Source organism: Candidatus Tiamatella incendiivivens (assembly GCA_015522635.1).
Lineage (GTDB): Archaea > Thermoproteota > Thermoprotei_A > Sulfolobales > Acidilobaceae > Tiamatella > Tiamatella incendiivivens.
In genome coordinates, this window is record WALW01000019.1 from 146,313 (window position 1) to 167,753 (window position 21,441).

Annotated in this window: 22 protein-coding genes; 7 read left to right on the plus strand and 15 right to left on the minus strand. The window is 40.4% G+C overall.

Annotated features, from left to right (window positions below; translation table 11 throughout):
* Window positions 1-57 precede the first annotated feature (57 nt).
* Both F7B60_04065 and F7B60_04070 read left to right on the plus strand, forming a co-directional pair.
* On the plus strand, window positions 58-1,218 hold the full coding sequence (locus F7B60_04065; protein MCE4614686.1) for an iron-containing alcohol dehydrogenase: 1,161 nt from the start codon (window positions 58-60) through the stop codon (window positions 1,216-1,218).
* 34 nt (window positions 1,219-1,252) lie between these two features.
* Window positions 1,253-1,690, plus strand: coding sequence for an SCP2 sterol-binding domain-containing protein (locus tag F7B60_04070; GenBank protein MCE4614687.1), 438 nt, complete (start codon window positions 1,253-1,255; stop codon window positions 1,688-1,690).
* On the opposite strand, the gene F7B60_04075 is transcribed toward F7B60_04070, so the two are convergent.
* The 11 genes from F7B60_04075 to F7B60_04125 all read right to left on the minus strand — a co-directional run bounded on the left by F7B60_04075 (window position 1,677) and on the right by F7B60_04125 (window position 15,109).
* Window positions 1,677-2,720 (minus strand): FAD-binding oxidoreductase, encoded by a 1,044-nt coding sequence (locus F7B60_04075; protein ID MCE4614688.1) that lies wholly within the window; start codon window positions 2,718-2,720, stop codon window positions 1,677-1,679. The two genes, F7B60_04070 and F7B60_04075, sit on opposite strands and share 14 nt — an antisense overlap.
* Before the next feature lies 1 nt (window position 2,721).
* Window positions 2,722-4,104 carry an FAD-binding oxidoreductase gene (locus tag F7B60_04080; GenBank protein ID MCE4614689.1) on the minus strand — a complete coding sequence of 461 codons (1,383 nt, stop codon included), beginning with the start codon at window positions 4,102-4,104 and terminating at the stop codon, window positions 2,722-2,724.
* The gene (locus F7B60_04085; protein ID MCE4614690.1) at window positions 4,104-4,979 is read right to left on the minus strand and encodes a (Fe-S)-binding protein; all 876 of its coding nucleotides are present in this window, start codon (window positions 4,977-4,979) and stop codon (window positions 4,104-4,106) included. The genes F7B60_04080 and F7B60_04085 overlap by 1 nt, the downstream gene beginning before the upstream one ends.
* A gap of 14 nt (window positions 4,980-4,993) precedes the next feature.
* Entirely contained in the window at window positions 4,994-6,412 is a 1,419-nt protein-coding gene (locus F7B60_04090) for a hypothetical protein (GenBank protein MCE4614691.1), read from the minus strand.
* A gap of 66 nt (window positions 6,413-6,478) precedes the next feature.
* Window positions 6,479-7,672 (minus strand): FprA family A-type flavoprotein, encoded by a 1,194-nt coding sequence (locus tag F7B60_04095; GenBank protein ID MCE4614692.1) that lies wholly within the window; start codon window positions 7,670-7,672, stop codon window positions 6,479-6,481.
* Window positions 7,673-7,778: 106 nt separating this feature from the next.
* The gene (locus tag F7B60_04100) at window positions 7,779-8,939 is read right to left on the minus strand and encodes an acyl-CoA dehydrogenase family protein (GenBank protein ID MCE4614693.1); all 1,161 of its coding nucleotides are present in this window, start codon (window positions 8,937-8,939) and stop codon (window positions 7,779-7,781) included.
* Between the two features lie 177 nt (window positions 8,940-9,116).
* Window positions 9,117-10,439 carry a TIGR04013 family B12-binding domain/radical SAM domain-containing protein gene (locus F7B60_04105; protein ID MCE4614694.1) on the minus strand — a complete coding sequence of 441 codons (1,323 nt, stop codon included), beginning with the start codon at window positions 10,437-10,439 and terminating at the stop codon, window positions 9,117-9,119.
* 133 nt (window positions 10,440-10,572) lie between these two features.
* The gene (locus tag F7B60_04110; protein ID MCE4614695.1) at window positions 10,573-11,625 is read right to left on the minus strand and encodes an AsnC family transcriptional regulator; all 1,053 of its coding nucleotides are present in this window, start codon (window positions 11,623-11,625) and stop codon (window positions 10,573-10,575) included.
* A gap of 106 nt (window positions 11,626-11,731) precedes the next feature.
* Entirely contained in the window at window positions 11,732-13,285 is a 1,554-nt protein-coding gene (locus F7B60_04115) for a radical SAM protein (protein ID MCE4614696.1), read from the minus strand.
* A gap of 19 nt (window positions 13,286-13,304) precedes the next feature.
* Window positions 13,305-14,651 carry a DUF402 domain-containing protein gene (locus F7B60_04120; GenBank protein ID MCE4614697.1) on the minus strand — a complete coding sequence of 449 codons (1,347 nt, stop codon included), beginning with the start codon at window positions 14,649-14,651 and terminating at the stop codon, window positions 13,305-13,307.
* 182 nt (window positions 14,652-14,833) lie between these two features.
* Entirely contained in the window at window positions 14,834-15,109 is a 276-nt protein-coding gene (locus F7B60_04125) for a UPF0147 family protein (GenBank protein ID MCE4614698.1), read from the minus strand.
* Between the two features lie 82 nt (window positions 15,110-15,191).
* Between F7B60_04125 and F7B60_04130 the strand changes: the two genes are divergently transcribed.
* Window positions 15,192-15,590 carry a hypothetical protein gene (locus tag F7B60_04130; protein MCE4614699.1) on the plus strand — a complete coding sequence of 133 codons (399 nt, stop codon included), beginning with the start codon at window positions 15,192-15,194 and terminating at the stop codon, window positions 15,588-15,590.
* Here the strand turns inward: F7B60_04130 and gcvH are convergent.
* Genes gcvH through F7B60_04145 form a run of 3 tightly spaced genes read right to left on the minus strand, consistent with a single transcriptional unit; the run spans window position 15,529 to window position 17,984 of the window.
* Window positions 15,529-15,948 (minus strand): glycine cleavage system protein GcvH, encoded by a 420-nt coding sequence (gene gcvH / locus F7B60_04135; GenBank protein MCE4614700.1) that lies wholly within the window; start codon window positions 15,946-15,948, stop codon window positions 15,529-15,531. The two genes, F7B60_04130 and gcvH, sit on opposite strands and share 62 nt — an antisense overlap.
* Window positions 15,949-15,960: 12 nt before the next feature.
* A complete protein-coding gene (gcvT, locus tag F7B60_04140) occupies window positions 15,961-17,064 on the minus strand; it encodes a glycine cleavage system aminomethyltransferase GcvT (protein ID MCE4614701.1) in 1,104 nt (367 codons plus the stop codon).
* A 50-nt stretch (window positions 17,065-17,114) separates the two neighbouring features.
* A complete protein-coding gene (locus F7B60_04145) occupies window positions 17,115-17,984 on the minus strand; it encodes a hypothetical protein (GenBank protein MCE4614702.1) in 870 nt (289 codons plus the stop codon).
* A 309-nt stretch (window positions 17,985-18,293) separates the two neighbouring features.
* Between F7B60_04145 and F7B60_04150 the strand changes: the two genes are divergently transcribed.
* The 4 genes from F7B60_04150 to F7B60_04165 all read left to right on the plus strand — a co-directional run bounded on the left by F7B60_04150 (window position 18,294) and on the right by F7B60_04165 (window position 21,095).
* Window positions 18,294-18,725: a hypothetical protein gene (locus F7B60_04150; protein MCE4614703.1), complete on the plus strand. Its 432-nt coding sequence runs from the start codon at window positions 18,294-18,296 to the stop codon at window positions 18,723-18,725.
* Between the two features lie 309 nt (window positions 18,726-19,034).
* Entirely contained in the window at window positions 19,035-19,784 is a 750-nt protein-coding gene (locus F7B60_04155) for a TatD family hydrolase (GenBank protein MCE4614704.1), read from the plus strand.
* 93 nt (window positions 19,785-19,877) lie between these two features.
* Window positions 19,878-20,585, plus strand: coding sequence for a peroxiredoxin (locus tag F7B60_04160; GenBank protein MCE4614705.1), 708 nt, complete (start codon window positions 19,878-19,880; stop codon window positions 20,583-20,585).
* 84 nt (window positions 20,586-20,669) lie between these two features.
* A complete protein-coding gene (locus F7B60_04165; protein ID MCE4614706.1) occupies window positions 20,670-21,095 on the plus strand; it encodes an Lrp/AsnC family transcriptional regulator in 426 nt (141 codons plus the stop codon).
* A 7-nt stretch (window positions 21,096-21,102) separates the two neighbouring features.
* Here F7B60_04165 and F7B60_04170 read toward each other — a convergent pair whose 3' ends face one another.
* Entirely contained in the window at window positions 21,103-21,363 is a 261-nt protein-coding gene (locus tag F7B60_04170; protein ID MCE4614707.1) for an ArsR family transcriptional regulator, read from the minus strand.
* Window positions 21,364-21,441 lie beyond the last annotated feature (78 nt).

Here is a 21,441-nt window from a genome sequence, read left to right on the forward strand (position 1 = left end):
AAACCTCCTATTACCCTCATATTTTAACATAGTATATCTCCTGTAGGTGTATTCGTATTGCCTGAAGCAGTTTTACCTAGAAGAATAATTTTCGATGAAAACGTCGGTGATTCACTTACTAGCCTCTTATCCGTAATCGGGTCATCAAAAGCTTTAGTGATAACCGATAAAACTCTCAGAGAATTAGGCTTAGTTGACAAGATTTTGTCAACACTTGAAAACTCGGAAGTTCCCTTCAAATTATTTGATAAGGTACCTCCTGAACCTCCGATATCTATAGCTGGTGAAATAGCTGATGCAGCAAGAGAATTTAATCCTGACACCTTCATCGCGGTGGGCGGAGGCAGCGTTATTGACGCTGCTAAAGCAGGATTAGTTAAGTATGTAAGGCCGGATTACGATGTACGTGATATTAGCCCCTTCGAAGTAATAGGGCTGGAAGCAAGGAAACCTGTTTTAATAACTATTCCAACAACGAGTGGGACGGGAAGCGATGCTACACTTGGAGTAGTTCTTACAGATAATGTTGAAGGAGATAGGATAAAGATAGCACTAGGATCCCCAGAGGTGGTTCCATTTGCAACTATCCTTGACCCGGATATGGTGAAGGCTTTACCGAGTAAGCTAAGAATAGCAACAGGGATTGACGCCCTTTCACATGCCATGGAAGCCTACATTTCGAATCAAGCAAACCCGCTCTCTGACGCATTAGCGGAGAAAGCGGTTACATTAATCTTCCAGTACCTCTCGAATGCAGTAAGTGGGGATGAGGAGGCAATCAGTAAGATGCATATAGCCGCTACGTTAGCTGGTGCAGCTTTTTCGAACAGCGGGTTAGGAATGGCACATGCTATTGCACACCCGCTTGGTAGCATATTAGGAACACATCACGGCTTGACTGTAGGAGTAGTTCTACCCTATGTTATGGAGTATAATATAAAGCATAGCGAAGAAGTAGCTTCCAAATATAAGAAGCTAGCTAGAATCATTGGTGAACATACGGATAGGGAGATCAAGGATATCGTCTCAGCTGTCATAGAATTCTATGAAACCCTGCGCTTCCCCTTAAAGTTCAGGGATGTAGGTATTAGTAAAGAGAAATATTCAGAGGCAATAGAGAAACTTCCATTTCTAGCATTACAAGATGCGGATATAGCCTTCGCACCCGTAGTCCCTTCGCCTGAAGAAATAAAGTCTCTTGTAGAGAACATGTATTAAACAACAATTCTAAATACAATGGAAGTGATCGAGTGTGGAGGAAAAATTCATTCCAACACCAGAATGGGCTGAACTCTTCTGCAAAGCACTAAACGAGCTTGACGGATACAAGAAAAGCGGGAAGGGTTGGGTATGGCCTATACTTTTCAAAGCCAAAGACCTACCCGAGGATATTAGGGAAATCTATAATAGCGAGACTATAGGCTGGAAACTAGACCTCTATAATGGAACCTGCCGTGGAATGGAATGGTATAATGATGCCAGCCAAGCTGAGGCGGAATACGTAATAACAGCCGCATACAAGGATTGGGTTAGCATTCTAGAGGGCAAGTTGAACCCAACTACTGCATTGATGAGGAGGAAACTAAAGATAGAGAAAGGCAGTTATGCAACTGTTTTAAGGTACCCGATAGCTGCTCTCTACCTAGTTAAAGCGGCTAAAATTGCATGGGAGAAAACTAGGGAAAAGTAGCAAGCCTAATAATAATATCTGCTATTAGGGGAGAAGCTGTAAAACCAGGGCTATCTATTCCCGCAGTCACGATTATTCTTCCTTTTTTATCTATGTAAAAATCATCTTTTGAGAGGTTCTTAGATCTCGTACCGGCATCAGCACTAAGTATTTTTGGTGTATCAGGTAACAGTTTGCTGTACAAGTCGATCGTACTGAATACCTCTTCAGTGGAGACTTTAGTATCCCACGGGTCTTGAGTCTCTATAAATGATGGGCCTAGTAGGACACGGCCGTCAGGCAAGGGTATTATACCTCCTCCCTTTGTTTCCTTTGACCTTGCCCTGGAAACCAACGGAGCTATAATAGAGTTACAATCGAATTTAACGTAAACCATGACTCCTTTATAGTAACCTATCTTAGGTATTTTCCCTTGAACAAGATTAACAACACCAGGGCCAGCTGCTATTACTACCTTATCATAGCACTCACTTCCATTAATATGGTTAATACACACCTTCTGGTTATGCTCCCTTATAGATTCAACCTTTGCGGAATAAATTATACTCCCACCTTTCTCCAATATACCTTTAGCTAACGCCTTTAGAACTTCTTTAGGTATAACAGTTCCATAGCCTTCCACTTTCACTCCACCAATAACGTCAGAAGAGATTTCAGGGCAACTACTTACCACTTCGTCTCTATTCGCCAATGACGCTTTGTAACCCACAAGCTTTAGGAGTGAGGCTGCAAAAACTCCTAGAAATCTTTCCTTTCTACTCGTATATACAAGGTATAAAGGCATTCTAAGGATCCTGAATCCTAACTCTGCTGCTAATCCATCATACAGAGGATTCGCCTTCTTTGCTAGCCTAGCTTTCCTATTTATGAAAGGTGGTTGCAGAACATGTAAAACCCCAGCAGTGTGTCCGCTTGCACCAAAACCCAGTTCAGCTGCCTGCTCGTAAACAGTGACTTCAATTCCTTCTGATACAGCTCTGTATGCTGCCTGAAGACCAACTACTCCAGCTCCTATGATTGCTATTCTCAATTCATTCATGCCTCAACAAGTCATTCCTTAGAATATTCGAAGGATCAACAGCTTTCTTGATTTCATTCAAGAATCGAATACCACGTTCACCATATTCTAGTTTTAAATATTTTACTCTCATCCTACCCACTCCATGATGATGTGAGATACTACCATTATGCCTAGATGTTTCATTCATCAACGTGTCCCATATCCTCATATAGACATCATCGAGTCTTTCAAGAGAATAGGCTACCGTGTAATATAGGGCTACTCCGCTTTGATAGAAATGGCTCGCGTGAACACCTATGAAATATAATCCATCTATAGATTCTAGCTTTTGGATGCTATCGGAATACAGAAAATATACCCATCCCCATGGGACTGAGACCTCTATAGTTTCGAACCCCATTCCTAACTCATAGATCTTCCATAGATCTTCTATTACATTAAATCTTTTATCAAGCCATTTTTCAGCATAATAGCCACCTGAGTGTACATCTTTTCCTACCAGCTTCTCAAGCTCCTCGATCCTAGCTCTCACAAGTCTACAAGAACCCTCAACCACACCGATGGAAACGCTTCCCTCCTCCCCGAAATGTAATAAGGACTCGCGCCTATCATATATTCTAAAAAGATCCGGAGAGAGCCTCTTGCCAACAATTATTCTAGCTTTCTCTAAAGCGTCTCCAAACGATTTATCTTGCCATCCGACCTTCTCAGAGCATTCCGGTAACTCGTAGGTGGATAAATACACCCGGGTCACTATCCCGTAGAGCCCCTCATTTCCTATGAATAAGTGGTCTAGCGGGAGGAGGAGGCTCCTACGCGGTGCAGGTTTAATCTCTAGCTTTCCGATCCTTGGAACAATAATGTTTAAACCTAAAACCATATTTTCTATTCCACCGTAACCTGTTGAGTACTGACCTATACTCCTAGTGGAGACAAGGCCTCCCAGCATAGCCTCCGGATAAGACTGTGGGAAATGCCTTAGCGTTCTACCTCGCCTTTGAAGCCACTCTTCTAGTAATCTGAGATAAACTCCCGCTCCAACATCAACTATTCCTGCTTTTTCATCATACCATTTAATCCAGTTTAACCGTGAAAGATCGATTACAACCCATCCACTATCAGGTACTGCTCCTCCCAGAACACCGGATCCTCCACTATATGGTACTACCACTATATGGTTTTCATTTGCAAATCTAAGTATTTCGACGACTTCTTCCTCTGACCCCGGGAGAACGACTGCTACAGGAGCACTATGATCCGAACCCTTCAATTCTCTATAAACTAGTAAAGGCCAATAATCCCTTGAATACGGGTAAATTTCCCAGCTACCTGTTAAAACCCAGCGATCTCCTAGCAATCTTCGAGACTGAGTTATAAACCTCTCCACACTCATTACATTTCACCTCTGATGAAGTCAAAAGGTGCCCTAGCAAAGTACCCGGATTTCAATAAATGAGATCTACCACGAGAGCAAAGCGTAATTATAGGTATATCCTTTCCATAACCCTTTAGTGATAAGTCAATTACTTCAACCGCAATCTCGGGGTGCTTTTCCGGTAGTCCACCTCCGCCTCCTATACACTTATCAACTATATTGATAGGCTCTCCTAGAACTCTGGTTGAGACGTCGGCAAGCAATTGCCTGTTTTTAATTGGAACCTTACATGGAATATGGAGTAAGTATTCTCTATTCCCTACTATATTCCTATAACCTAACATATCAAGCAATTGAATAGAGTAGATCACTTTATCTCCCCAATCACTTCCTATAACAGAGGCTATGTCTAAATCCTCCAGAACAACAAAATCAAATTTATCAATGTTTAACTGGATATCAAAGCCGTTCCAATAAGCTGTATATAATGGATTGGAGTCTAACCAGTAAACTTTGTAGAGCTTCTTTAAGGACTCGATGGTATCTCTTCTCAGAGTATTTGATGAGACTAATAGTAAACTAGAACCACTTCCCCCTAGAAATTTTTCTTCAAGATTAATTGTTTCTTTTTGTACCCTCTGCCCCCTAGTTATCCTGAGAGCTTCCCATAAAGAATTACTTATAGGGCAATTGTATTCACACTCTCTACAGCCAGTACATAACCATAGAGCAGGATAATAGTCTCCATAGCCATTTAAATACTTCAAACCTATTCTCGCCAAATTATTCGGTGACGATGCTCTAATGTGAGTATTCATATATACGGGACAATGTGTGACGCATATACCTGGGCATAGAGCACATTGCGTAAACGTTTTCATAGGATCAGGCAATCATTAACACCTCCTCATTTTAGGGCACTAGTTTTAGATTGAATCGTTCTGGCCCAATCCGCTATGGTTTGTGTATCAATTAAAACTAAATCGGAATTAGGCTCCACTTCTGAGAATTCCATCTCAGGTGTTAAATTCCATCCTTTCGATTCTGCTGCCTGTAATGCCGCTCCTAAAGCAGTAGCATCAAGTCTTTTCGACACAAGTATTTTTGCATTGAGATACGATGCAACAAGTTCGTTAAACCTGTTGAGCCTCGATAAACCACCTGTCACAAGTATTTTGCTCGGCCTCCCATATCTAGCTATTATTTTATTATAAACATATACTAATGCAGCTGTTACACCATGTGCAAGCCCGTTTGCAATGCTTTCAATGTTATATCCGGGTTCGAGTCCAATTATACCTGAAACTCCCTTGTGAAGCCGGGGAGTTCTACCTCCCCAGATATATGGAATTACTATAGGAGGTTTTCTTTCACTAATACAGTTATCCATCTCATCATAGCTTCCTCTAAATAAGTTTTCCACGAACCATTCAACCGATTTGCCCATGCCTGTAAGGTATCCTTCGACTCCCATAATTTTTCTATTTCTACTTACATATAATGTAATGGGTAAAAGACCTTCAGGCAGTATAGTACCGGTAGAATAATCCCCTAGAGAGTAGTCTATAAAGAATCCTGTTCCTAGGCTTATTTTCATGCAGCCTTTTTCTAGACACTGTAAACCAATGCTTGTTGCTTGCTGGTCTCCTAGAAGGCTTCTTATCTCAAGTCCCATGGTTTCCATTACTAGTTCATCATAACTAAGTGTTAAAGGAAACTCCATCTGCGGTAGATCTAGGAGTTTTAGAACAATATCCAATGGCTTCAATGTTTTTGGATTAATCAGGCCGGTTAACGCAGATGTGGAGGGGTCTGCAATAAACCTACCGGAGAGAGAATACGCTATATAAGCATCGACATTCCATGCTAAAGCTGTCTTCTTATCTAGTAAATCATTAAGCTCCGGTCTCTCCATTAGATAGGTTTTTAGTTTTACAGCCGTTGATTCTGGTGAAAACGCTGATCCTATTATAGGTAGTTTACTAGCCAACCTGGCTTTCAATGGAAGTTTACTGTAATTTATAGCTGACCTATAATCCATCCAAGTAATTATTGGCGAGAGCTTTCGACCATTCCTATCCCAAACGACGAGTGATCCTCTATATGTGGCTATACCTACTGTTTCTGCACCTTCCACGGCTGCTTTTTCCAATAGGTCTTTAACAGTCGCCAGAAGAGTATCCGGGTTTTGCTCAGCTACTGGTCCTATTAGAGTGGTATGATTCGGTATAGTTATACTCTTTAATGCCTTTAGGCCATCATCATAGATGACTAGGCTGATTTTACTGGTTCCTATATCGAGTCCGGCTATTTTCTGCTCCTTCAATTCTAGGTCCTCATATAATCAATCGGCTATCCATACTATTAAATCAGGTTATATGAACAGTTTTACTTACCCTGACCGGCTAGGCAATAGATATGTGTCGGGTGGAACCCCGCTGATCCTATCTGATTCTATTACTTTAAGAATACCCCAGCCAGATTGCTCGAGAGCTGATTTGATTTCTTTTCCAGCAATACTACCCCAGCCATATGAAGCAATTATTATAGCATTCTTATCTACCGGAGATATCTTCTCTTTAATTTCCTCCACAATAAATCTCATTAATGGTTGAACTCTTGCTTCATATGTTCCAGTGGCTAGAACCAGCAGTTCCGTTCTATTAATAACAGCAAGTATATCTGATAAATTAGGCCTTTTCTGATCGTTTAATACAAATTTATGCACGCGATAACCTTTCGAGCGGAGTTCAGATTCGACTGCAGTAACAAGCATGTCTGTTTGACCATACATTGTTACCTGAACTATTGTTGCTCTTTTTTCAACAGGTTCACCTTCTGCCCATGCCTGGTATTTATCTACGATGGTTCTCGGATTCCCAAGCCATAGGAGACCGTGGCCTGGGAGTATACCCTTTATTCTACTTTCAAGCGTTCTAATCTTAGATATACCTGATAAGAGGTTCTTCCTGTAATGACCTACTACTGTCACCATGTATTTTTCAGCCGAATACATATAGTTTTCTGGGACACAGTCTAAATCGGTTATACAGTCAGGTATACTGTAGCCTCCAAATGCATCGCAAGTTAATAATAAACCGTCTTCTTCTATCAGCGTAAACATTGTTTCGGGCCAGTGTATCCAAGGCGCATAAAGGAATCGTAGATGTTTATCTCCGATTTTTATGACTTGATCGTTTTTAACGACCTCGATCCGACTAGAAGGAATCCCGTAGAATTTCTCTAACATCTTCTTGCCTATAGGGTGAATAAGCATCTTTGTATCACTATACATTTTAGAAAGTATTTTAATAGAGCCAGTGTGATCAGGCTCCATATGATGGACTACAACGTATTTTAGTTCAGAGGGACTAGTCAAAGTAGAAAGTGTCTCTATTAGTTCATTTGCAAAAACTGATTTCCAACCATCGAATAAAACGTCTCCTTCACTTGTTTTTAGCAAATATGCATTATAGGTTATGCCTTCAGGTATTTCCCATAGGGATTCAAAGTAACGGGTTTTCTCATCGTCCACACGCAACAGGTATAGACTGCCTGTTAATTGCCTAGTAGAAATTTTAGCCAAATCTCATCCCCTAGTGATTACTGTTAGAAGTATAAGGTTGCTGTGTTAATAATGTATTATAAATGAATTAGAATAGGACTAGGTTAAAAACACTGGTTCTGCTAGGTTAGGGTTTGTATGGACGGATTTTCCCTGTTAATGCTCTAACTATCACAAGCTTCTGAATTTCATTAGTTCCATCTCCTATTTCAATCATCTTTATGTCCCTATATAGTCTCTCGACCCTGGATTCCCTACTATAGCCGAATCCTCCGTGAACCTGTAAAGCCATTCTAACTATATCGGTCCCCCATTTAGCAGCCGAGTATTTAGCCATACTGGCTAACCTGATATAGTCAGGATCTCCCTGATCAGCTTTCCATGCAGCTGAATATATCATGCTTCGGACTGCTTCAAGTTTAAGTGACATATCTGCTACATGAGAAGCTACCATTTGATGATCTATTAGTGGGACACCCATACTGGTCCTAGTTTTAGTATATTTTAAGGCATCCTCGAAAGCAGCTTGAGCTACACCTAACCCGGTAGACGCTGTCACGATTCTGCCTTCATTTAAAGCCATCATAGCTATCTTGAATCCGTCTCCTTCCCTCCCAATCATATTCTCTTTAGGAACCCTACACTCGTTGAAGAGAATTTCACTAGTTCCAGAACCTCGGTAGCCCATCATATCTAGCTTCGAGACTTCGACGCAGTCTGAACGATCAACCGCAAATAGTGATATACCCCTATATCTTTCCTCAGGTTTTCCTGTTCTTGCTGCTACCAGGAAGAAATCAGCATAAACACCGTTTGTTATGAATGTTTTTCTCCCCGTAATAACATATTCATCTCCTTCTCTAACTGCTTTTGTCGTAAGGGATGCTGCATCACTACCGCAGCATGGTTCAGTGAGCCCAAATGCACCAACTCCTCCTTTTGCCAGTCGTGCCAGATATTTCTCTTTGATATCAGGTGATGCATATTCTACTATAGGATAAGCTACCATGTCTCCGGATACTGTTGCCAGTATCCCTACACCACTACTTACCCGACTCAATTCCTCTGCAGCTACTGCTGCCTGAAGCAATGTAAACCCTGGGCCACCATATTCCTCTGGAACTCTCATTGATGTAAAACCCATTTCACCTAAACTTCTTAGGATATCTTGTGGGATAATATTTTCCTCATCAATCTTCCTTGCAACAGGGTCAATGTATTTCTCAGCAAATTCCCTGACCATATTTCTTATAACCGGTAACTGAGGATCTAGATGATCGAATACCAAGCAAAGCACACCTCCAAAATGATCTGAGGACTGTAACCGTTTTCATATAAGAAAGGTGTATTTACATGTTAAAAATAAAATTTTGGGTAATAAAAACGAGGCCTCAGAAAAGGCCAATGAATTCATTTGATCATAAATAGCTGGCTCATCACCGGCCTTTTCGATAACATAATATTTTCAAAGTCTTCTAATTATCTTCCACCCCTTCAGGCCTATTATAACACCGTTACTCCTTAGTTCAACGATTCTCCTACTGATCTCTTTCTGTTTTAACCAATCACCAAACAGCTTACCCCTACCTACCAGCTTCATTAATCTTTTCATAAACCACTGAGGCGGATCCCTAGGATTATACCCTTCGAGTGGAGTTCCCGGAAGGGGCAAGAAATAGTGAGCATGTATTCTAGCATTGAAATCCAAGGCAAGTCTCTCCGTTAAATGGAGCGTGTCTTGTAGGTCATCTTCCTCTTCGAAAGGCAGTGCGTATATAAAGTCTACATCAACACTGAAGCCTTGTTTATTCAACTTCTCGACAGCTCCAACGATTGCATCAACATCGTGTCCTCTGTTAAGTATTTTTAGAACCCTCAATGATCCAGATTGTGCCCCTATTATCACGTTTTTATTGGACACAGTATTTCGAAGGCATTTGACAGCGTCTCCTATAATAGCATGCTCCGGCCTGATTTCGCTGGGAAATGAACCCATAAATATTCGTCCTGAATACAACCTACTTTCCTCCTTTAATCTGTAAAGTAGACTGCATAACTTACCTATGTCCACATCCTTGCCCTGGGAACCATATGAGAACGCGTTGGGGGTTATAAACCGTAAATCTTTCCGTCCACTTGACCAGAATATTTTAGCGTAGTGCAATATGTTACCAGGCATCCTGTGCCTGATTACTGCTCCATGCATATAGGGGACTTCACAGTACCTGCAACCCCAAATGCATCCTCTTGTTATTTCTATGGGAGCAAATATTCCCTCCCAATAGGGGAATGGTGGATTACTATTTAGATCAACTTTACCTTGTTTACCAGTGTAGATTGGACTATTGCCAACCCTTGTTACTATACCTCTAACCTTCAAGTAATCTTCTTTTTGTGCAAAACTGACCAGATACTCCGGTAGGCTTTCCTCGGCCTCGCCATGGAAAATCGTTTCAAAACCGAGTTTAAGGGTACCTAGAGGATCGCCTGTCGGGTGAGATCCTCCTGCTATAAGATGTATATTCTTATTTCTAACTGATTCAACTACCCATTTAATTTCATCTAATAATTCTGGAAGGATTGTTGTCAAGAGGCTATAGGCTATGAACACTATGTAACCTTTCTCAACAAACCGCAAAGCGTCCGAAACCATTAAACCCGGATTTCTATAGGATTTAGTGACTAATGGAATCCCTCTTTCTAGTAATTTCTTTTCTAAAACTGCTCGTAATTGTGCAAGGCTATACCTCGACTCTTCGAGGAACCTGTATAGAAAAGCTATCTTCAAATTCTAGGGCACCCTTATCAACGCTAACCTGCTTTCTCTAGAAGTAACATTCCCAGCCATAAGCTGGAACTACGCCTAATGTAAGTCCACATAATTTAATCCCTTTCATTAGCTTTCTGTCATTGCCACCGAGTTATATGTAATTTTTGAATGATACCTTCTTCTCTGTAACATGGTAACTATCTATTATGAACGCGTCCCATTCCCTAATAATATTAGCTCCTAAAAGTTTGTCCAGAATATCGAGAAGGCCTCTAATATACATTGCTGGGACTGATATTCTTACGAGTCCTCTATCACCTTCATTGCTTACTAGCCCATACCTTGTATACGGATGCTCAGAAAATGCGGATGTTACCTTGTGCGCTATTCCATCCTCAGTCGAGTACATGGCTATCAATTCCATGTTATTATGCGGATGCTTTAGTTTTATGTGGACACCGGTTACCATACCTTTTCCAACTATATGGTTAACAAAGTGCCTCCTAACTCGGCTGTAGGTTACATTAGAGTATATAGGCTGTATGGCCCATTTCTTTGATGCAACCGCCTCCTGGAGCTTCTTAGCTATCTCTCTCATAGAAATGAATGGGTTACCCTGGAGTTGTTCAAGTATAAATAAATCTATTTCATCATATTTGACATTTCTTTTAGGTAAAGGAACTCTATGAAATTCTGCTGCCCTTATCGAGTCGAGCAGATAATCCCATCTAGGTTTTACCTTCCTTTCCATAATATCATAGAATGCTCTTAAGTTAGGCTTTGAGTGATAATAGTAATCAAAGATATACACCTCAGAATCTCGTGGAACTTTAAATGATAGATTATTCAGAAGGTAATTTATCTTATCCTGGGTAACCTCAAACTGAAGTATAGTACCCCTGGGGATCAAAGGTATCAAGTATTCTAAATACGGTAGCTCGTTGAATCCTCCCTTTAGAGTGCGCTTGGAATATACGACTAATCTCTTAATACCCAATCCAGTGTAGTTGATGTCAGCGGTAAACGCAACATCATAGTCGTGCAACGTCTTTATTCTTCTCCACAGTGTGGATACGTGAAGTCCCATATCCTCTGCTAACCCTGTAATTGTGGGTAGTCCTTGTGTTTCCTGGATTTTTTCAATAATCTCAATGAAACTATAAGATAGTCTATCATAGATCTCTCTTGTTTTCCTCCCTCCCATGACCCGCTACCTCTTTTACTAATACACTAGTGATCCCATAAAATTATTATTAATAATTTTTAGGTGATTGTACATGTTTTATATTAACTTTTTTACAGGGAGAGTGTTAAAATAATTCACCTAATGATTCGCCTTTGAGAGACCTTGAAGAAGCCACCCCTGTAATAACTACATCGACCATAGAATAGAAAGGCAAATTTCCCTTGATTTTTACTGTCGGAGGGTAACTTCCAGGAGGCCTTGCCAAACTATAACCAGACTTATGTTCCTCAACGTACACATTTCGAATTATTACACTCGGGGGGAAAGCTCTCCCAAGCATTTCTCTATCAAAATAACCTCTAATCCACCTAATGAAAGCCGAGTGTCTATCACTCCATTTCCCTTGGATCCTAGGTTTGAGTTTGGATACTCTTGTACCTGGAATGACCATCAAACGCCTCACATTTATCCTCCTAACCAGATAGCCTTCCTCTAAGATTCTCATAAGAAATTCCTTGTTTACTCTCATAGTAGTCCTGCTCTCACCGGGAAGTCCTAGTACGAAATTTATACCTGGAAGTAAATGAGGGACACCATTTGTATCTCTAGTCGATCCATACTTGCTTAGAATCTCAATAGCACGAATAGCCTCCTCAGATGTTATATTCAAGTTATTGATCCTAGCTACCTTGGGATCCGCAGTCTCTATTCCAAGTGCAGCGACATCTCCTGACGTATGATACCTAATTATTGTCTTGGTAATCTCGATAGATTCTTTGGGGTACCTTACTATTGTACCGGGATTCACGTTATCAATATGTAAAGTCCGCAACTCAGGCGTATTAATTCGTATACTCCTTAATAGAGTATGAATAGCTGTAGGATTAGGTTTAGGCCATTCAGTATTACCCAAGTCTCGAGAGCCTATAACATAGAAGTCTGCCTGTCTCCCTATTCTGAAGTCTATAACCCCATATTGGTATAATGCTTCAATTTCCTTAACTATACTATACGTGTTTCTTTGCAACGGCTTCCCATATAGAGGCTCAATACAAAAGCTACAACCACCTGCTATCCATCTCGGACATCCGCGATATGATTCTATCTCAGCTATAAGTCCGTGACCCAGCCTCCTGTGCATTCTCACAATCCTAGCTCCCTTAACAGCATATATATCCACATAGTCATAGTCCTTCCTAGTTCTCCAGGGAGCAGCTTTCTCTACCCCGTGCTCTATAAGTTCTCGGACATACTCATCTAAGTCTCCAGTTACAAAAATATCTATTCCAGCTTTCTCAAGGTCTCTAGTTAGCCGTGCTACCTCTCCACCCTTTAGCCCCATACCGAACTTTGATGCAGGACCTCCTAGGATCTTCAGTGGTTTCTTTAACAGCCTAACCCACCTTGTGATCTCTCTAAGAGACGGGGGATTACCATCTAGATAGCGTCCCGGGACTGTTATCCCTCCTACTAAGAATACTATGTCATAGTTATTGGCCCGACTTAGCCAGTTAGGGTTTCTAAACTCATCCGCAGTTACATAGTGAATTGCTGTATTAGCACCATTATGATGCCATATGGCCCCAGCTAGATATCTAGGATATGTGTCTATATAAGGCGATACGCCTAATCCAGAGGGTTCATCTGTGTATAGATCTACTATTAGAACCTTGTCCATTTTCACTTGATTTTATACCTCATAAAGGTATCTGATTCAGCATTGAATAAGCTTTCTTAGCTTCTTTCAACGCTTGTTCATAGAGTTCTCTGTTTACAAGGAGTTCCTGATACGCTTTATCAAGCTGGTCTTGATCTATTATTTCAGGATCCCTTCCAGGCTTCAATACTACATCCACATACAAATCAACGTACTTAATACTGTTCTCTTCAATCTCAGGGGGAGTATTAATATTTACGTACATCCCTAGAGGATCCCCTGATGAAGTATAATATTCATGTATAATCCTCCAAGCCGACATATCTATCCTCATGATATCATAGTCTCCTGGCCTCTTCTCGACATTTAAGCCGTCCAGTGTCCCACGAGTCTTAAAAAATCTCTTCAAAACTACTACTGGAGGCTTATTCGGCTTTAATTCCACTGATTCTACTCTACCGGGTGGAAGATTGTAGAGATCACCATCCGGTTTAAGATGCTTGATGCCGATAATTCTGCCTCTAATTGTTTGCACAGCATAGTTAAGCGTTGAGTATCCTAGTTTAATAGAATCTAAATTCATGTCTATGAGTAGATGCTCGGCATAATCCACTAAATCGCTAAATAATCGACCGCCCGCTTTGAGGGTATGATGAAAAGTTATTGTGGGTGTTGTTTCAGCTCTTAATGTATCCGCCGACCTTTTATCTGGTTGAGAAAGGGTTATGATCGAGATGTACTCTCCTCTTCTTATGATCCCCGTTCCAATAGAAACACTTTGGCTTTGAAGATCTTCCTTCTCTTGTACAAGATTCCTTAACTCTTGTTCAATATTATTTGTTGACGCAATATGAGAGCTACTGCGGAACCTTATATGAAAACTAGAAATATCAACTACATGGGACGCGAGCTCGGCTAACTCTAGTTTCTTGTCCTCATCTCGGATATGTTCGCTAAAAGAGATGCCCTGACCTGGATAAATCAGGATAGCATACATACCTATTATTCTTATATCACTCGAGAGAATGATAGTATCCTGGGGAGAGAGTTTCTCTTTAATTATACTAACTATAAGCTCTTCACCCCGATTCGGGCACTCACTAATTCTTTTTAAGATACCTACATCCCCACCTGGCAATAATGCTTTACAATCACCTAGACTTTTCGCTGCGACTACAGTGTTTATACCGTAACGCCCCCTTCTAACCGTTGAAAACCGGAAGTTTCCTGCGATAGTCTCTTCTACTGCCTTACCTGACTCCCAAGGATATCCTACTACAAGGATCTCATCACGTTTTTCTAAATCGGTTTTCAGAGTTACATGAGGCGGTAATTCCGTGTAGGGTCTGGATATTCTTGATTTTAGAACTTCGCTTAGATCAGACATTGTATATCCGTTCTTTAATAATAGTGACGCGATTGCAGTAGCATAGATGCCTCGGACCCTCACTCTAAATGGAGGGTTTAAATTTGTTTCCAGGATTCCCACCTCTGATTCTATTAGTGGAGCTGTGAATTATAACCCGGTTCATATAAATGACAGCCGTTTAAAATGTTGGTAAAACCAACTTAATCCTTTATTGTTTCAAGTACAGTAATGGCATTCCAAATTCTAGTTCTAGCATGAATAGGCATGTTAGGATCTTGGCTTACCTCCTCGAGCGCGCTTACCGCGTTTGCCGCTCTAACACCAGGGGAAAGCGAGGAATCCCTTAGATATTTTATGGCTTCAGAAGCCGCTCTCCTAATATTCCTGGGAATATTAGCGTCATTTACTATTCCCATGAGTATGCCTAGCACATACCTTATTTTCGCCTCATTATCGGTAGGTGCAACTGCTGCCATTTTACTCCACCTCCAGAGGGACATCAGTGTTATAGTTTGATTCCATAGAGATATAATAATATAGTTAATAGAGGTGGAAAATTTGCCTACTAGCAGTGATGAACTAGTCCGAAAAATGGCCAGATTAGTGCAAAGCGGTGCTGTTATGCTGGAGGAAACCTGTCCTTTATGTGGTTCTCCCCTCTTCAAGCTTCCGAACGGTGATATTGTTTGCCCAATACATGGTAAGATAAAAATAGTTAGCGACGAGGGAGAAGCATCTATAGTTGAAGCTGAGTCTGTCCTGAAAGAATTAGTAGGGTATTCAGCTGGCAAAATTAAGAGACTTATATCAAGTGGAGCGGATCCTGAGGATATTGGGAGATGGCTTGCTTTAATGGAAAAAGCTGTGGAGATAGAGGGGAAGATAGGATGGTCTTTTAACCCTCCTTCTCAGAGCGAACGAGATCAGCGTAGGCCTCGGGAGAAAGGAGATTCTTAGTCTCATCGGAACTTGATAGTTTTATCTTAAATATCCATCCTTCTCTATAGGGATCTTTGTTTATTATGTCAGGCTCATCCTCTAATCGTTCGTTTACCTCGATGATCTCCCCCGAGGCAGGAGAATATATTGGTGATGTATGTTTTACACTTTCAACTGTTGATATTTCTTCTCCCTGACTAACTTGAATTCCTACATCGGGGAGTTCTACATATGTGATGTCTTGTAGTTCTTTCTGGGCATAGTCAGTTATTCCGGTTATACCAGTGTCTCCTTCTATTTTGATCCATTCATGAGTTTTCGAATATAATCTATCCCTGAGAATTTCATAGCCTTCAACAACAATAGAGTCCGTCATAGGTTTTCGACCCTACTTTCTTATGAACGGGAAATCAACTATTTTAGCTTTAACTCGCTTGCCACGTATTTCTACTTCAACTTTCATCCTAAACAAGGCGTGAGAGGGATCAACATATGCTTGTCCTATTCCTCTATCAAGTATAGGACTGTATGATCCGCTAGTCACGGTGCCTATGATTTTATTACTACCTGGAATATATATCTTGTAGCCGTTACGAGGAATTCGCCTATCTTTCTTCTTGAATCGTATACCGACCCTAACTTTTCTAGCACCATTCATTAAAGCTTCTTGGAGAGCATTACATCCAATGCAGCTTGTTTTGTCATAGTCAAATACCAGCCAATATCTAGCATCTATGGGTGTTATATTTTTATCAATATCTTCACCTGCCAACACGAAACCCACTTCCATTCTCAAACTATCCCTGGCACCTAAACCACATGGTTTTGCACCTGCTTCAACTAATGTTCTAAACAGGCCTTCCGTGTTCTTGGGGTCTGCTATAAACTCGAAACCGTCTTCACCAGTCCATCCGCTTCTACTTGCAATCCACACATTCCTGCCTGCAATAGTCAGATTTTGCATAAATGTAAGTGGTTTTATCCGAGTTAGCTGGATTCCCCCTAGCTTCTCGAGTATTTTACCTGCTTCAGGTCCTTGGAGAGCAATTAGAGAATACTTGAATGTATAGTCTTCTATAACTAGGTCGCTATAATTCAACTCGTCCTTCCATCTTTTAAGCCAGGAAATGTCTTCCTCGCGGTTAGGCGCGTTTACGGCAAGTAACCATTTGCTCTCACTTATTTTGTAAGGCATAATATCATCAATAATTCCTGCACTTTCATTTAGAAGTGCTGTAGGACCTGGCATTGTTCCCGTAGCAGCTTTCCCTATTTTCTTGGGAACCATCTTGGATAGGAATTCTGAAGCTTTCTCTCCCTCAACAAGTATTCTTCCCATATGGGTTAAATCGAAAACACCTGCTTTCGCTCTAACAGCCATATGCTCGTCTTTCACACTAGAATAGGAGATAGGTGCTTCCCAACCACCGAATTCTCCCATTTTAGCTCTAAGAGAGATGTGAAGGCCTCTATGCGGATGTTGGATTACCAATGTGATCATCCTCGTAATTGCTTTAGTTATATTATCCTAGTATTTAACAGCTAGAGTTTCTTAACAACCCAAGGAAACCTGTCTTTTTTGATTGATATTATATTCATTTCTTCAAGGCTTGTTAGGTATCCAATCAAACTCCTTGCCGCCACATATCTCAGCGCACCATCCATTTCGGGTCCATATACCTTTTCAATTATATTGCCAAGATCGGAGTGTGCTTCTAGCGAGGAAAGAGTTTTACACATTCTCCTTACCTTAGAACGGATTGTAGATACTATATAGTCAACAGCCTCCTTTCTCTTCAAAGGATCTCCGTGACCAGGGTATGCAATACTCCAGTTCACTAGAAGTAGCCTATACATTGATTCAATGTATTTTAAAGGATCATTTAATGTTACATTCCATCCTGGAGCCATATTATCTCCTACAAAAACCTTATCACCTATGATAAAACATACGTGATCATCACTATGACCCGGGCATTTAAAATAGGATACCAACCCTTCAACTATAGGAGGGCACTCATTGAGCCATATTATGTTATGATCTTCTCTCAAAGACCGGTATATGTCAACGTATTTTCTAGTATAGATCTCTGCACCTTCTCTAGCAAACTCCCAAGCTTGCAGTCCTTCGACACTAGCTACTATTTCTTTCATTCTCTCAAGCGATTTCTCGGGATTAATTTTGTCAAATGATTCCTTAGATATACATATGTTAAGGCTTTTTTTGCCAACAATGCCATACGTGTGATCCCAATGCCAGTGAGTAATGAGCAAATAATCAGGATTAACTGAATGATCTTCGACTTGTTTTGCTCCTGCATCTATCTGTAGGAATCCTTTATCTGTTTCAACTAGGTAATGGTTTGCCGGGTAAGTTAATGGGAAGTCTATTGTTTTCACAATTTTAATCAAAACGCTACACCCTAACAATCTGAATGATAGCTAGTATTGGTAATTTATGTTCACCAGTTTAAATATTAAGTTAACCTGAATTATCATTTAATGCGTATAAAGTCATATCTGGCTTTTTTATTATTTCTCTTGCCACTAAAGGACTCGAAATCTTCGCCACATAATGGAAGAACGTTAACTGTACTTACCGTTTAATGAGGGAATCATCATTAATACACTCCCGATCCCTAGGAGTACCCTATTATTCCGATCAGTCCTACTATTCGTAGGACCGGAAGATGAACCTATTATATTCTGGAGGGACACTTTTTGACTGGTGGAATCTTAGTAGTATGCCGGAATTGCGGTTACATATTCGATTATCAATATCTAGATGGAAGAAGCGCTGGCAAAAGGTACAACGGACCTCCACACGTTTCAAGAATAATTGACATAAATAAAACCTGTCCTGTATGCGGAGCACCTCTCGCTCCTCCTGATCCTAATGACCCGAAATCTGTTGTTATAATCCCGACTAAGATCTTTCGAAATCACTTTAAAATCCTAGGCAAAAAAGAGGAATCCTCTGATGGTTTTTACAACGTAAAACCATTTATTCTATGCAGGAAGAAGGGGGAAAACTGCCTGCATAACATTCTAAAAAGATTCTCCGCTGGATTAGGGGAAAACGGCGTTTTGAGCAGCCAATTATCAAGTCCGCAAGAAAATACCGCTGGGAACACTGAATCCGTGACTGTCTAATTTTTAAGTTGAACGGAATCCTCTTTATTACTCTAACTTCTAAAATGCTTTGAATCAGAGTGGATTATGGAGTATATAATATCGAAAATCGGTGAAATCTGTAAGAACCGCCAATACAATTCTTGTAAGGAATTTACTGAATTACTAGACTCGAGGTTATCTTATAATTTGTTCATAATAAAAATAGCTGGCATAATTAGAGAAATGATAGGAGAAACCAAAATGCTAATTACCCTGATGACTATGAAATCCTTGAAGGGATTATCGGAGACTTTGAATCATCTATAGAGTACTATATATAGGGGTAGAATGCCGTTGGAATGTATCAATGAGATTATAGACGCGCACTCACACATATATCGGTATAGCAAAGGTGAATTAGAAGAACTTACAAAAACGGAGTCCCCGTATAGGATTATAGGAGTAGGGGAAGATCTAGAGACTAGTCGAATAATAATAGAACTATCCGACAGGTACAAGGATAAATTAATCCCGTGCATCGGTCTCCATCCCTGGAATATTAACGGGTTTCATGAACTTGATGATATTCTGTCACTTGCTATTTCAGAGCAAATAGACTGCATTGGAGAGATTGGATTAGATAAGAAGTTTGTAGAAGAAACATTTACCAGGCAAACACAGGTTTTCAAAAGATTCCTCGAATACGCCAAGGAGAATAATAATGTGCTAAACATACACGCGGCTGGTGCTTGGAAGGATGTTTTCGAATTACTAATAAAAAATGATATAGGGAGAGCCATGTTCCACTGGTATACCGGACCAATAAATCTCATTAAGGACATAGAATATGCTGGATATTACGTATCTATAAACGCAGCAATTATCGTACAAGAGAAGAGTAGAATAATCGCTTCAAGCGTCCCGGAGAACATAATGCTTTTGGAAAGCGATGGCCCCTATAATTATAGGGGACTAAGACTTAATTCTAAGCACATACTGGAAGCAGCTGAAATTGTTGGGAAATTAAAAGAAATGAGTGCAGAAGAAGTGATCAAACGATCAAATGAAAACGCGAGGCGTCTTTTTAAAATACCTTAATTTGGGGTTAAAATCCTTAACTTTATTGTATTCTTTCATATATAGAAAAGTTTATAATAAAACCCACACAAATAATATTTAACGGTGAAAACAATGCCCGGAAACATGCCCCTGATTGGAGAAAAGTTCCCAGAACTAGAAGTACACACTACCCACGGACCTATAAAACTACCAGACGATTTTAAAGGCAAGTGGTTCGTGTTATTCAGCCACCCAGCAGACTTTACTCCAGTTTGTACAACAGAGTTCATAGCCTTCGCGAAGAGATATGAAGATTTCAAGAAAATAAACACCGAACTAATAGGACTCAGTGTAGACGCCACATTCAGCCATTTAAAATGGGTTGAATGGATAAAAGAGAAGCTGAATGTAGAAATACCATTCCCAATAATTAGCGACTCTAGAGGAACAGTGTCAGAGAAACTTGGAATGATACACGCACAGTCAGCTTCATCAACTGTAAGAGCAGTCTTCATTATAGACGATAAAGAAATAATTAGAGCAATACTATACTACCCGCAGGAACTTGGAAGAAACCTAGACGAGATACTTAGAATGGTTAAAACACTGCAAATCACAGACAAATATGGCAGAGCAGCCCCCGCAAACTGGCCAAACAACGAGATAGTTGGAGATCACTTAATAGTACCGCCAGCATCCACGGTCAAGGATGCGGAAGAAAGACTGAAGACTTATGAATGCTTCGACTGGTGGCTCTGTCACGAAGCAAAGGCGACGCCGGAAGAAATAGAAGAAATAAGAAAATACCTTAAGAGGGTAGCAACTCCTCCTCTCAGGTAAAAACCTTTTTTCTTTCGTATTTCGGAATCTATACAATTAAGTTTAAAACTCTTAATCCATGGTTTCGTTCTATAGTGACCGATAATGCCGGACGAAAAAGATAAAATTATCATTAACATGCTTAGAGAGAATTCTAGAATATCTTACTCAGAGATAGCTAGAAAGCTTGGTATAAGTGAAGTAGCCGTTATGAAACGAGTTAAAAAACTAGAATCGAATGGCATAATCAAGAAATACACGATATTAGTTGATTATAAAAAACTAGGATACAACATGGTTTCTGTAACAGGATTAGACACAGAGCCCGAGCACCTGTTTTCTACGATCGAAAAACTAAAGTCAAAAAACTATGTTGAGTTCCTAGCAATTACCTCGGGAGATCACTCTATAATCGTGAAGATAATAGCTCGCGATAACGACGAGTTAACAAAGATTCACAGAGAAATAGAAAGCATGTTAGGAGTCCATCATGTAAGGCCTGCCATAGTGTTAAATATTGTGAAGGAGTAATCAATGTCTAAGCCGCGGCTTCACCTTCCTCTTCGTTTATACCAGATGGTACTTCCTCATCCTCCAAAAATCCTTGGCCTTTCTCGGTGAGTACATAGAGCTTATAGCTTCCTCTACTATATAAGGTTTCGATAAGTCCTAGCTCCTCTAGGCACCTAAAACTAGCTAACACTAAGTACCTGGGTAGCCTAGTTTCCGAGACAACGTCACCCGGTGCTTTAGGCGAGTTCTGAAGAGACATTAGGATAGTCCTTACTGTTCCATTCATCTGACAGTACACCCTATTGTATAGTTAAACAACATCAAACTCCATATAAGGGTGAGGACACCGTGATATTATAGTAGT

Bases quoted from the DNA above. Each gene is read 5' to 3' on its own strand.
- F7B60_04080 (MCE4614689.1), bottom strand. From the start codon at position 4,104: ATGAGTGTGGAGAGGTTTATAACTCAGTCTCGAAGATTGCTAGGAGAT.
- F7B60_04110 (MCE4614695.1), bottom strand. From the start codon at position 11,625: ATGGGAGGGAGGAAAACAAGAGAGATCTATGATAGACTATCTTATAGT.
- F7B60_04115 (MCE4614696.1), bottom strand. From the start codon at position 13,285: ATGGACAAGGTTCTAATAGTAGATCTATACACAGATGAACCCTCTGGA.
- F7B60_04120 (MCE4614697.1), bottom strand. From the start codon at position 14,651: ATGTCTGATCTAAGCGAAGTTCTAAAATCAAGAATATCCAGACCCTAC.
- F7B60_04125 (MCE4614698.1), bottom strand. From the start codon at position 15,109: ATGGCAGCAGTTGCACCTACCGATAATGAGGCGAAAATAAGGTATGTG.
- gcvH (MCE4614700.1), bottom strand. From the start codon at position 15,948: ATGACGGACTCTATTGTTGTTGAAGGCTATGAAATTCTCAGGGATAGA.
- F7B60_04155 (MCE4614704.1), top strand. From the start codon at position 19,035: ATGCCGTTGGAATGTATCAATGAGATTATAGACGCGCACTCACACATA.
- F7B60_04160 (MCE4614705.1), top strand. From the start codon at position 19,878: ATGCCCGGAAACATGCCCCTGATTGGAGAAAAGTTCCCAGAACTAGAA.
- F7B60_04165 (MCE4614706.1), top strand. From the start codon at position 20,670: ATGCCGGACGAAAAAGATAAAATTATCATTAACATGCTTAGAGAGAAT.
- F7B60_04170 (MCE4614707.1), bottom strand. From the start codon at position 21,363: ATGAATGGAACAGTAAGGACTATCCTAATGTCTCTTCAGAACTCGCCT.